At 64.3% G+C, this 12397-nt stretch carries 11 protein-coding genes; 2 read left to right on the top strand and 9 right to left on the bottom strand.

What is annotated here, in order from left to right:
- Positions 1-7: 7 nt before the first annotated feature.
- Positions 8-2413 carry an endopeptidase La gene (gene lon, locus IVB48_RS21910; RefSeq protein WP_247402793.1) on the top strand — a complete coding sequence of 802 codons (2406 nt, stop codon included), beginning with the start codon at positions 8-10 and terminating at the stop codon, positions 2411-2413.
- 5 nt (positions 2414-2418) lie between these two features.
- Positions 2419-2574: a hypothetical protein gene (locus tag IVB48_RS21905; protein WP_167552295.1), complete on the top strand. Its 156-nt coding sequence runs from the start codon at positions 2419-2421 to the stop codon at positions 2572-2574.
- Positions 2575-2644: 70 nt separating this feature from the next.
- Here IVB48_RS21905 and IVB48_RS21900 read toward each other — a convergent pair whose 3' ends face one another.
- From IVB48_RS21900 to IVB48_RS21860, 9 genes are all read right to left on the bottom strand, one after another.
- The gene (locus IVB48_RS21900; protein WP_007601427.1) at positions 2645-2947 is read right to left on the bottom strand and encodes an HU family DNA-binding protein; all 303 of its coding nucleotides are present in this window, start codon (positions 2945-2947) and stop codon (positions 2645-2647) included.
- 356 nt (positions 2948-3303) lie between these two features.
- Positions 3304-4536 (bottom strand): acetyl-CoA C-acetyltransferase, encoded by a 1233-nt coding sequence (locus IVB48_RS21895; protein ID WP_027566569.1) that lies wholly within the window; start codon positions 4534-4536, stop codon positions 3304-3306.
- A gap of 148 nt (positions 4537-4684) precedes the next feature.
- Complete coding sequence (locus tag IVB48_RS21890) at positions 4685-6148, bottom strand: GH1 family beta-glucosidase (RefSeq protein WP_247402791.1); 1464 nt, start codon at positions 6146-6148, stop codon at positions 4685-4687.
- A gap of 702 nt (positions 6149-6850) precedes the next feature.
- Positions 6851-7258: a hypothetical protein gene (locus IVB48_RS21885; protein ID WP_027566567.1), complete on the bottom strand. Its 408-nt coding sequence runs from the start codon at positions 7256-7258 to the stop codon at positions 6851-6853.
- A gap of 59 nt (positions 7259-7317) precedes the next feature.
- Positions 7318-7485: a hypothetical protein gene (locus IVB48_RS21880; RefSeq protein ID WP_197031110.1), complete on the bottom strand. Its 168-nt coding sequence runs from the start codon at positions 7483-7485 to the stop codon at positions 7318-7320.
- Positions 7486-7649: 164 nt separating this feature from the next.
- Positions 7650-7883 carry a hypothetical protein gene (locus IVB48_RS21875; RefSeq protein WP_027566566.1) on the bottom strand — a complete coding sequence of 78 codons (234 nt, stop codon included), beginning with the start codon at positions 7881-7883 and terminating at the stop codon, positions 7650-7652.
- Positions 7880-8179, bottom strand: coding sequence for a hypothetical protein (locus IVB48_RS21870; protein WP_247359139.1), 300 nt, complete (start codon positions 8177-8179; stop codon positions 7880-7882). Before IVB48_RS21870 ends, IVB48_RS21875 begins: the two co-directional genes overlap by 4 nt.
- A 151-nt stretch (positions 8180-8330) precedes the next feature.
- Positions 8331-10841 carry a TonB-dependent receptor gene (locus IVB48_RS21865; protein ID WP_247402789.1) on the bottom strand — a complete coding sequence of 837 codons (2511 nt, stop codon included), beginning with the start codon at positions 10839-10841 and terminating at the stop codon, positions 8331-8333.
- Positions 10842-10994: 153 nt separating this feature from the next.
- Entirely contained in the window at positions 10995-12353 is a 1359-nt protein-coding gene (locus IVB48_RS21860) for a histidine kinase (RefSeq protein WP_247290576.1), read from the bottom strand.
- Between the last annotated feature and the right edge of the window lie 44 nt (positions 12354-12397).

Here is a 12397-nt window from a genome sequence, read left to right as displayed (position 1 = left end):
GTCGATCATGGCCACCGAACCAATGAATACCGCACCGACCAATCCCCAGAGCAATTCCGACGTGAAGATTCCCGAAGACGCGCTGATCATCATTCCCGTGCGCGAGATGGTGCTGTTCCCCGGCGCCATCGCGCCGATCGCGATCGCGCGGCCGAAGTCGGTCGCCGCCGCGCAACAGGCGCTGCGCGAGCAGCGGCCGGTCGGCATCGTCCTGCAACGCAGCCCCGAGACCGAGGAGCCCGGACCGGACGACCTCTATCGGGTCGCGACCATCGCTAACATCGTGCGCTACATCACCGCGCCCGACGGCACCCATCACATCGTCTGCCAGGGCGTGCAGCGCGCGCGCATTCTCGACTTTCTGCCCGGGACGCCGTTCCCGGCCGCGCGCATCCAGCAGATTCCGGAGCCGACCACGAGCACGCCCGAGATCGAGGCCCGCGGGCTGAACCTGCAGCGCCAAGCCATCGAGGCGATCGAGCTGCTGCCGCAGGCGCCGCCCGAGCTGATCGCGATGTTCCAGGGCACCACCGCGCCCGGCGCGCTCGCGGACCTGGCGACCTCGTTCATGGACATCAAGCCGCAGGACAAGCAGGAGGTGCTGGAGACCATCGACCTCGCGCTGCGTGTCGAGAAGGTGTCGAAGCATCTGGCCGAACGGCTGGAGGTGCTGCGCATCAGCAACGAGATCGGCCAGCAGACCCGCGCCAGCTTCGACGAGCGGCAGCGCGAAGCGATCCTGCGCGAGCAGATGGCGACCATCCAGCGCCAGCTCGGCGAAGGCGACGGCAAGGCGGCCGAGGTCGCAGAGCTGACCGCTGCCATCGCCAAGGCCAACATGCCGCCCGAGGCCGACGCGCATGCGAAGAAGGAGCTGCGCCGCTACGAGCGCATGCCGGAGGCCGCTGGGGAAGCTGGCATGGTCCGCACTTACCTGGACTGGCTGATCGAGCTGCCGTGGGCGCTGCCCGCGGAGAAGCCGATCGACATCAAGGAAGCGCGCCGCATCCTCGATGCCGATCACTTTGGCCTGGAGAAGATCAAGAGCCGGATCATCGAATATCTGGCGGTGCGCAAGCTGGCGCCGCAGGGCAAGGCGCCGATCCTGTGCTTCGTCGGACCGCCCGGCGTCGGCAAGACCTCGCTCGGCCAATCCATCGCACGCGCGATGGATCGTCCCTTCGTGCGTGTCAGCCTCGGCGGCGTGCATGACGAGGCCGAGATCCGCGGCCATCGGCGCACCTATATTGGCGCGCTGCCCGGCAACATCATCCAGGGCATCAAGAAGGCCGGCACCCGGAACTGCGTCATGATGCTGGACGAGATCGACAAGATGGGCCGCGGCGTGCAGGGCGATCCTTCCGCAGCGATGCTGGAGGTGCTCGACCCCGAGCAGAACGGGACGTTCCGGGACAATTACCTGGGCGTGCCCTTCGACCTGTCGCGCGTGGTGTTCATCGCGACCGCCAACATGCTGGACCAGATCCCGGGTCCGTTGCTGGATCGCATGGAGCTGATCAGCCTCACCGGCTACACCCAGGAAGAGAAGCTGGAGATCGCGAAGCGCTATCTGGTGCGGCGGCAGCTCGAGGCCAATGGCTTGACGCCGGAGCAAGCGGAGATCGAGCCGGAGGCGCTGCAGCTGGTGGTCAAGGGCTACACCCGCGAAGCCGGCGTGCGTAACCTCGAGCGCGAGATCGGCAAGCTGTTCCGCCATGCTGCCGTGCAGGTCGCCGAAGGCACGGCTGCCAAGGTCGTCGTGGCGCCGAAGGATATCGGCACCGTGCTCGGCCAGCCGCGCTTCGAAGGCGAGATCGCGCAGCGCACCAGCATCCCAGGCGTGGCCACCGGCCTTGCCTGGACGCCGGTCGGTGGCGACATCCTGTTCATCGAGGCCTCGCGGGTATCCGGTCGCGGCGGGATGATCCTGACCGGCCAGCTCGGCGAGGTCATGCGCGAGAGCGTGCAGGCTGCGATGACGCTGGTGAAGAGCAAGGCCACGCAGCTCGGCATCGATCCGCAGCTGTTCGAAAAGAGCGACATCCACGTTCACGTGCCCGCAGGCGCGACCCCGAAGGACGGGCCGAGCGCGGGCGTTGCGATGTTCACGGCGCTGACGTCCCTGCTCACCAACCGCACGGTGCGCAGCGACACCGCCATGACCGGCGAGATCTCGCTGCGCGGCCTGGTGCTGCCGGTCGGTGGCATCAAGGAGAAGGTGGTGGCGGCCGCGGCCGCGGGCCTGAAGCGGGTGATGCTGCCGGCGCGCAACAAGCGGGACTACGACGACATCCCAAAGAGCGCGCGGGACAACCTCGAATTCATCTGGCTGGAGCGCGTCGACGAAGCCATCGCCGCGGCGCTTGAGCCGGCCGAGGCCAAGATCGAGGCCAAGGTCGAAGCGGCGGAGTGAATGCGATGAAAAAACTGCTGGAAAGAGCGAAGCGATCGCGGACAACGCAACGGCTGCGCCAGTTGCTTGATCGCGCCATCGACGGGGTTCGCGATGCGCTGGCGGCATCAGGACCGCGGCTTCAGCCGATCCCGGTCCGCGCGAAGCGCCGCAAGGGTTGAGCCCTCCGTCTCAAGCCCTCGCGACAGCCCCAAACAAAAGGCCCCCTCGCTCGAGGGGGCCTTTGCGTTGTTAGCCGACGGCGTCCTTGGCGGCCTTGACCGGGCGGGCGCGAACGATCTTCCGGGCCGGCTTGGCCTTGAACATCATCTCTTCGCCCGTGAACGGGTTGGTGCCCTTGCGCGCCTTGGTCGCGGGCTTCTTGATGACCACGAACTTGGCGAAGCCCGGCACCAGGAACAGGCCGTTCTTCTTGAGCTCCTTGTGACCGACGTCGGTCAGCGTCTCCATGACGCTCTTGACGTCACGCTTGGAAAGCTCGGTGGTGGTCGCGATCTTTTCGATCAGCTGCGATTTCGACATTTGGGTGGCCATCGTGTCTCCTCTGATTCGTTGACGGCTGCATATTAGACCAACCGGTGAAGGCCTATAGCCTTCTGCACAGTTTTGTCGGGGTTTTACGGGCTTTTTTGGCCCTCTGTGGCAAAAACCCTGCTTTTTAGCCACTTCCGGAGCGGGAGAAGCCTCAGGCAGCGGATTTTACCTTGTTTCAAAGGCCCGCACGCAGCCTTGCTAAAGCTGATTCGATGCTTTCGACAAGCGACGACCGGCCTCTTTGTGAAAGGCCGGTCGCGATTCACCCTGGAAAATAAGGCTAGACCGTCGTGATGCGGCGATCGCGGGTACTTTCTTTCCCTTATTTCTAAGGAGCCCGACGAGCTTCGCTCGCGCTAGATACGTTCGATGATGACGGCCGGGGCCATGCCACCGGCCGCGCACATGGTGACGAGACCGCGCTTCAAGTCGCGCCGTTCGAGCTCGTCGAGCACGGTGCCGATCAGGATCGAGCCGGTGGCGCCGATGGGATGGCCGAGTGCGATCGAGCCGCCATTGACGTTGACCCTGGCGCGGTCGAGCTTGAGGTCGCGGATGTATTTTTCCGCAACCACGGCAAAGGCCTCGTTGATCTCGAACAGGTCGATGTCGTCCACGGTCAGCCCCGCCTTCGCCAGCACCTTGCGCGTCGCCGGCACCGGCGCGTTCAGCATCAAGGTCGGCGAGTCCCCCATGTTGGCCATCGCGACCACGCGCGCGCGCGGCTTCAGGCCATGCGCCTTGGCATAAGCTGGCGACGCCAGCAGGATCGCAGCCGCGCCGTCGACCACGCCGGACGAGTTGCCGGCGTGGTGCATGAAGTCGATCTCGAGCTCGGGGTACTTCTGCAGGATCAGGCCGCGATAGGTCGTGCCCTTGTCGTCGAGCGCATAGTCGGCGACCGCGGGGAATGCGGGCTTCAACGCGCTCAACCCTTCCATCGTGGTCTGCGGCCGCGGATATTCTTCATGGTCGAGCGCGAGGCTGCCGTCCTCGCGATGCACCGGCACGAGACTCTTCTTGAAGTGGCCGTTCGCGATCGCAAAGGCTGCGCGCTTCTGGCTTTCGAGGCCGAGCGCGTCCACGTCCCTTCGCGTGATGCCTTCCATGGTCGCGATCGCGTCGGCGCAGACGCCCTGATGCGACTGCGGATGCCGCGCACGCAGGCGCAGATTGCCGTTGTCCATCATCATCGGGCCGCCGCCGCGACGTCCTTCCATCGACATCATCTCGCAGCCGCCGGCGACGACGAGATCTTCCGCGCCCGCCATGATCGAGCTTGCGGCCATGTTGACGCTGGTGATGCCGGAGCCGCAGAAGCGGTCGAGCGTCACGGCACTCGCGCGCACGTCGTAGCCGGCGTCCAGCGCCGACATGCGGCCGAGATCGCCGCCTTGCGTTGCGACCTGCGCGCTGCAGCCCCAGATGATGTCGTCGACATCGGCGGTGTCGATGCCGGTGCGCGTCGCGAGCGCGCGCAGCACGGTTGCTCCCAGCTGCTGTGGATGAATGCCCGAGAGTGCGCCCTTGCCGGCCTTGCCGACGCCCCGTGGGGTCCGGCAGGCATCGATGATGAGTGCGTCGGTCATTGGCGTTATCCTCTTTTTGAATTCTTGGAGGCGTTTTGAATCAAGGTGCGAAGGGAGTCAATGCGCGTCGGCGGAACCGCCTCACCCCACCCTCTCAGCGCAAGCCAAGCTCGTCGCGCCTCCGCAAGAACGGGGGGAGGGAGAGCAATCACGCCCCCGCCGCGTTCTTCGCGATCACGTTGCGATAGAAGCTGGCACTGAGTTTTGGCGTACGCACCTGCGTGTCGAAATTGACGTGGTAGAGCCCAAAGCGCTTGTTGAGCCCGAACACCCATTCAAAATTGTCCATCAGGCTCCAGAGGAAGTAGCCGCGCACCGGCACGCCTTCGGCGGTGGCGCGCTGGAGCTGAGCGAGGTAGTTGCGCAGATACATGATGCGGTCGGTGTCGTAGATCTTGCCATCGGGCGTCACGACGTCGTCGCCGGAGGTGCCGTTCTCGCTGATATAGATCGCGTCCGTCTTCCATATCTTCGCCGCCAGCTTCGGCACCCAGTAGATCGTCTCGGGTCCGACGCGCAGCCAGTCCGAACTCATGTGCGGGAACGATTTCGGGATCGGCAGCGGCATGAAGCCCGCGCCCTGGTCGGACGCCACCACATAGTTCTGCGGCGCGTAGATGTTGAGGCCGAGGAAATCGACGGGCGAAGAGATGATCTTCAGCTCCGCATCGGTGTATTTCGGCGCGTCGCGCCCGGCGAACTTCAGGAAGGCGTCGGTGTACTGGCCCGTCATGATGACGTTGAGATAGCCGGCGTTCATCTCGCGCAGCGCGATCTCGGCGGCACGGACGTTCTCCGGCGTGTCGATCGCGGGGGCGCATGCATCGATGTTCTCGGCCGGCCCTACCCTGGTGCCGCGGCGGCCATGGGCGCGCACCGCCTGCACCGCGAGCCCGTGCGCGAGCGCGCTGTTGTGCCTGATCTGGTTGACCTCGGCTTGCGGCAGCGTCACCCCGGGCGCGTCGATGCCGATACCGTAGCCGAAATGGACGAAGCGACCGCTCTCGTTCAGTGTGAACACGTTCTTGACGCGATCAGTCAGATGCTCGGCGACATAGGCCGCGTAATCACCGAAAATCTTGCAGGTCTCCGTCGAGCGCCAGCCGCCAAACCGGTCCTGGAGCGATTGCGGCAGGTCCCAATGATAGAGCGTCAGCCACGGCTCGATGCCGTTCTTGAGGAGTTCGTCGACCAGGCGGTTGTAGAAGTCGAGCCCCTTCGGGTTGGGTTTGCCATCGCCGTCCGGAAACAGCCGCGGCCAGGCCACCGAGAAGCGATAGGCCTTGCAGCCGAGCTCCCTGATGAGCGCGATGTCTTCCTTGTAGCGGTGATAGTGCTCGTTGGCGCGGTCGCCGGTGCTGCCGTCCTCGATCTTGCCGGGGATGCGGACGAACTTGTCCCAGATCGAGGCCCCTCGCCCGTCCTCGTTGACCGCGCCCTCGACCTGATAGGACGAGGTCGCCGTGCCCCAGACAAAGCCCGCCGGAAAGCCGTCCACGCTCCGCGGCGGCGATGCGGGCTTGGCGTCCGCGACTTCAAGAGGATTGGCGATTCCGGCTGCGGACAATCCCGCCAGCGTGGCGAACTGGCGGCGCGAGACCTTGTCCGACATTGATAGTGCTCCGGGTGATGCTCTTTCGGCGGCACCATGGCGAATCGCGGGTCGTTTGAGAAGCGGGCGAGCCGAGGGCCGAGGATGCAGGATTGCGGAATGCGACAAAGTTGTCCGAAAGGGACTAGGGCGATTGTCGGCAGAGCTACCCCAAAGCTGAAATACCAGCTCAATCCGGCGAGGAAGTTGTCAGTTCCCCTCGATAAGAGGGCCCGTAGGCTCACAGAATGCCCTAAACCGCTCGGAAATTACGACCAAAGTTCGAAAATATGGCGTATGGTGCAACCATCGCCGCTCCGCTCTGGGCGATTGTCTGTCTGCACCGGTCAAGCAAGAGAACGACTGACTTAGGACGCGGTTTGACCGCATGAAACTGTGGTCACCTCTTCCGCTTGACCAAGCGCCTGTCCCGCCAGGGATACACCGACTGACCCCGCGTCAGAGCCACTGTGAATTCGAGGTAGATATATGTCGTATGCGTACAAGCTGAATGAAGACGTTCGCCACCAGCCCCAAGGCCCACAAGGACGTGCCGCAACTGACCCGCCGATGATTTACACCATCGTCCAGCATATGCCCATCGAGTCCGATGGACGTCTCCGATACCGCATCAAGTGCAAGTCGGAGAAAATCGAGCGAGTCGTCACGGAAGATCAGCTTTCGTATTCGCAGTGAACTGCTTGACGACGGCGGCTTCCGCGATCAGCGTGAGCGCTTCGGCAATTTTGGCATCTTGTCGGGATTGAACGGCGGTATCTGCCGGGCTCGTTCGGGTGCGGGGGTCTGCTGTTCCGTCAGAATCAGCGTCCCCTGGAGGACCATTCCCGGCACCTGCGCTGCCGTCGCCGTGTAAGTCGCGACCTTGCCCGGGCAGTTTCCCTCGATATCCAGCGTGAGCTCATCGTCGACGCCGAACACCGTTGCGCGTCCGTCGGTATGGCGCCTCGTCGACACGGTGGCGGTGAAGCGATCGCCATCGACCTTGCAAGAGCCGTGATAGGTCATCAGGCTATCGCAGCCCCAAATCTGTCCGTCTGCGACATGGACGATCCCGGTCCCCTGATCGAGCGGCGTCTTGTACCAGGCGGCGTAGGTGCCGTCCTTCAACATGGGAGCAGTCTCCCGGTATTCCCTCGCGCATCATCGACACGATCAGCGCTAACAAAGCGTTAATCGCGCGGCCTGTGCCAATCCGGGCTATCCCTGCGCAGTTCGGCCTCCAGGTCTTCAATGATGCTGTGAAGCAGGCAGGCGGCAAGTGGATCGGTCACTTCGCGCTCCAAATGCCGGTAACGCGCGATTTGGAATTCCTGCTCTCTCAACTGGTGCTCTGTCATCGGACGGGCCCTCCGACGAAACGACGCAGAGACAGCCGAACAGTTTCGTTACAATTTTAGGATCATTCGCTATGGTTTCTGATCGGTAAAACAACGCAGGCCAGGCTTTGCCGACGCGCGGACCATGGGGCGTCAAAAGGTCGATACGCTGACACGTACCGCTGTCACGGCACCTCGCCGTTGTTGCGACTTCCGCCGATGCTGTGCGGCTTGTTGAGGAAGAACTCCCGGTTGCCGAGAGCCGCCTCCGCGTACTGGTCGATCGCGACCTGGATGGCCTCGATGTGCATGCGGCACCAGCCCTCGAGGCAGGACAGGCGCCGCGCATGATGGAGAGCCTTCAGAAATTCCGGGGGCTCCGGCATGTCGGAGAAGTAGGTCGGCCTCTCCCCCTTCATGCCCGTGCCATCTCTCGCGGCGGAACAAGGCGGCGCTTCTCAACGCCGACGCGCGATGGCATCGGTCGCCGGCGGGGAACGAAGAGGCTGGCGACAACGATCGGGTCGGTGTCTCCGAGCGCGGCCCGCTCCTGGACGAGGCCGCTCATCACCGTGCGCATTTTCATGACTTCGCCCGCAACGAAGCCGCAGTCCTCGTCCCTGTTGATCTGCTCATGCATGATGGCCTCGGCCTCACGCATGCTGACGCGTAACGCCCTGATGATCCTGCGGATTTCGTTGATGCGGTTGTCCATTGCTCGCTCCCTTGGCTGGACGAGCAGCATAAGAACAAAACATGAACAATGAGTCAATCGGCCTTAGGTAGAACACACCCGTGGCGGCACGCCGCGCCGGCGCAAACCGGCCTCCTCGTCATCCCACATGGGCCGGGGCTTGCGAGCCAGATCAGAACGTCACCCGCATCCCCGCATAGAATGCACGCGGCCTTGCCGGGCTGAGCGAGCGCGGGTCGTTGAAGTCGGCGGCGCCGTTGGTGAAGTTTGGCAAGGCTCCTGTGTCGAAGAACTGTCCATAGGTCGCGTAGCGCTTGTCGAAGATGTTGTCGATCTTGCCGTAGAGCTGGAAGTTCTTGGTCACCTGGTAGGACGTGTGCAGGTTGAACACGGTGTACGACGGCAGCTTCGCATATTGGTTGGACTCGTCGCCGACCAGATATTGGCTGGAGACGAACAGCGCGTTGCCGCCGACCTTCCAGACGTCGGTGACGGCATAGTCGACACCGACCTTGACGCGATGGCGCGGGATCGCGGGGAGCTGGTTGCCGGGCAGCACCTGAATCGTCTCGGTGGCAATATCCCTGAACGGGCTTTCGGAACCGAGCGCGAAAGCGTCGAGATAGCGTGCGTCGACGAACGCGTAGCTCGCCTGAAACTGAAGCGTGGGCGACTTGATGTTGACCTCGGCTTCGAGCCCCTGACGCCTGGTCCGGCCCACGTTGGAGAAATAGCCGAAGCCGGTGCGGCCGACTGCGGGAACGGCGACGATGTCGTCGTAATTGGTCGCGCGGAATCCGCCGAGCTTCCATCCGAGCGTGCCGATGTTGAGCTCCCTGCTGCCGCGCAGGCCCGCTTCCACGGTCTTGGACACGACCTGTTTCAGCGGTGGATCGGAGACGAGAAACGCGGCAATGAGACAGGGACGGGCGGGATCGGAGCAGCCGAGCTCGAGCGGCGTCGGAACGCGGTTGGCCTCGGAATAGCCGGCATAGGCCGTCAGCTCCGGTGTAATTTTGTATGTGCCGCCGATCACCGGATTGAAGCGGGTGAAGGTGTGATCGCCGTTAAGATCGGTCCCGAGCTGATCCGCCAGCGTGATGCGCGCCACGTTGAAACGGCCGCCGCCGGTGACGGCGAAGGCGTCCGTGATATTGAACGTGTCCATTGCGTAGAGGCCGTTATACTGGTTGACGGTCCGCAGCGAGACAGGGCCGGCAACGGTTTCAGGTACGCCGGTCGGCCCCAGGAAGAGACTGCTGCCGCTGACGACGTAGTTTTCTCCGATCGTGCCGATTTCGGCGGTGGCGTTGTAGCGCGTGACGCTGGCATCATAGGTCGTGCCCATCACGAAGCGGTTGTCGTGGCCGAACAGTTGATCGGTGTTGGTGGCCTGCCCCGACACGCCGAAGGTGGTCGAACGTATCGAACTGCGGTCGATCTCGCCGAGGATGGTCCCGGACGCGAAAGGATTGGCAAGCGGCAGGCCGTTCACGCCGTTTGCCGGTGTGGCGCCGTCGCCGAAGCAAAGAAGGCCGGTGAGCCCCGGATCGGTGCATTCCTGCGCGTCGGTCGGATTGCCGTCGACGAGCTTCTGCTCGTAGCGGCGCACATGGGCGGTGCCTTCGAGCGTCCAGGTCGGCGTCGCATCGACCTTGCCGGTCAGGTTGAGATAGCCGACGCGATTGGAGGTGGTCTGCGGTGTCGTGTAGGTCGCACCCCAATATTTGTCGAGCAGCTCGGCGGGAACGGTGGCGCTGGCGCCGAAATCGTTCTTGGCGACGCCCATGTTGGCGTGGAATTCGCTGTCGCCGGCCTTGTAGCCGACATCGCCGTAGAAGCGCCGCACGTCCGATTGGGAGAAATTGCGGAAGCCGCTGTCGTGCAGGCCTTCGAGCGCGGCATAGACGCCGTAGTTCTTGTCGACCGTCTTCCCCCATTGCGCCGAGCCCTGGATGCGGCCGAACGAGCCGCCCATGAGATCAAGCTCCGCACCCTGATAGGTGAAACCATCCTTCATTTGCAAATTGATCGCGCCACCCAGCGCGTTGAGGCCGAAGGCTGGGTTGTTGGTCACGAGCGTGACCGACCGGATCGCCGCGGTCGGGATCAGGTCCCAATTGACGGCGTCGGAGAAGGCTTCGTTGATGCGGACGCCGTTCTGATACACGGCGAGGCCTTGCGGCGTGCCCGTCACGGGCGAGGCAACGAAGCCGCGGAATTCGACATCCGGCTGAAACGGATTGCCGGTGACCTCGCTGATGTTGACGCCGGCGATGTTGTCGCGAAGCGCATCGGTGATGCTCATCGAGCCGGTGCGCTTGATCTGGCTGGCATCGACGGCGTTGATCGCCGACGGGACCTTGTCGACGTCGAGACCTCTGCCGGTACCCGGCGCGGTCGGATAGACGTAGAGGCGCGTCCTGGAGCTGGCGGATGACGGTGCCCCGACGTGCGCGACCGGACGCGACGACGCGGTGCGCCGCGCCGTCGACGGCGGTGGCGCCGTCACCTCGACCGGCGGCAGGTTCTGGACGTTGGTTTCCTCGTCCTGCGCGGCCCCCGCGGGGATCGCGAAGATCAACCCTGACACCAGCCCGGTCGAAACCGAGGCCATCACCAAACGACGCTTGAACCCAAGAGGCTTGAACCCAAAACGCTTGAACCGAACACGATCGCCCATCCCAGCCTTCCCATCCGTGACCGCCGGCTGTTTTGATTTTCGCCGGTTGGTCGAGACGAAGTGTAATCGGCAGAGATGCGTGCGCCACCCACAAAAGATCGGGCGTATTCGCACCAACTTTCCCGACAAAATCGGGAATTTTTCCCGACCCGATCAGGCCGCCGCCGTCGGAACCAGTGCTTCGACGGTCAGACCGCCATCACCGGAAACGACGTTGAGCGTGCCGCCCAGCGCCAGGATCCGCTCGCGCATGCCGACGAGCCCGAAGCCGAGCTTCTGGCCTGGCTCCATGCCGCGGCCGTTGTCGCTGACCCGTACCCGGGCACAGCCGCGGCCATCGCTTGCCGCCTGCGCCACCGGCTCGATGACGACATTGACCGAGGTCGCGCCGGCGTGGCGGAACACGTTGGTGAGCGCCTCCTGCACGATGCGGTAGATGGTGAGGTCGGCGGTCTCCCCGGTGACGCCAAGCGCCGGCGAGATCGCGGTCTCGATGGTGACATCGGGATGCGACTCCCGCCACAGCCGCGACAGCGATTCCAGCGCTTGGCGCAGGCCGAGCTCGGCAAGGCCGACGGGCCGGAGGCGTTCCAGCACCCGGCGATTGAACTGCTGAAGCGCGTTGATCTGCTCCAGCATGGCGCTGCCGTGTTTTCGTACGGCCTCCGCACTGGGGGCGCGTCCGTCCGCCTGCTTCGCCAGCGCGCTGGCATGCGCACGCAGCGAGAACAGGTATGGCCCGAACTCGTCATGGAGCTCGCGCGCGATCTCCTTGCGCTCGACGTCCTGGAGCGACACCGTTCGCTCGGCGAGGCGCCGCTTGTCCTCGATCGCCTCGCTGAGCGTTGCCGCAAGATGGTTGAGCTTGGTGCAGATCGCGGCGAGCTCCGGTGCGCCGCCCGGCGCGACGCGCGCCTGATAGCGCCCGTCTTCGAGCTCGGCCATCACATCCGCAAGGGACTGGAGCGGCGCCAGTGCCCGGCCGATCACATTCATCATCACCAGAAACAGCGCCAGCGCGATCACCGAGCCGACCTCGAGCTGGGTCACGATGGCGTCCCAGATCTCGGCGATCTCGTCATCGGGATGGGAGGTGATCAGCAGCGAACCCGGCTTGCCATGGATCGAGACGGGTACGCTCACCGCGGTCTGCTCGGGATGGACCAGGCTGACGAACCAGGCCGGCGGCGCGCGGGTGTCGTCGTCGGCGTCGGTCCGGGGCTGCGTCAGCGGACTGCCCGCTTCGTCCCGAAGCGCAATGCTGACATGGCGCAGGCGGCTGAGGTCGCGTGCGATCTGGTTCAGCCTGGCGTCCGGATCGGGCGCCTCGTTGAGATCCGCCACGATCATTTCGATGAATTCGCGCGCGAGCCGGATCACGCTCTGGTCCTCGGCCTGCACGCGCGGCCCGGCTTCCGCGACCTGGCGGCCGATATTGACGGCGAGCCCCAGCGCCAGCAGCAGCGCCAGCAGCAGGTTGATGCGCCCACGCAAGGATAGATTTTGCCACATTGGTATCGCCCGTGCCCCCGCGAAGGATTGGCCTGCGCCTGTCC

The sequence above is a fragment of the Bradyrhizobium sp. 76 genome, assembly GCF_023073025.1.
Taxonomy (GTDB): Bacteria; Pseudomonadota; Alphaproteobacteria; order Rhizobiales; family Xanthobacteraceae; genus Bradyrhizobium.
This window is presented reverse-complemented; position numbering and strand designations above follow the sequence as displayed.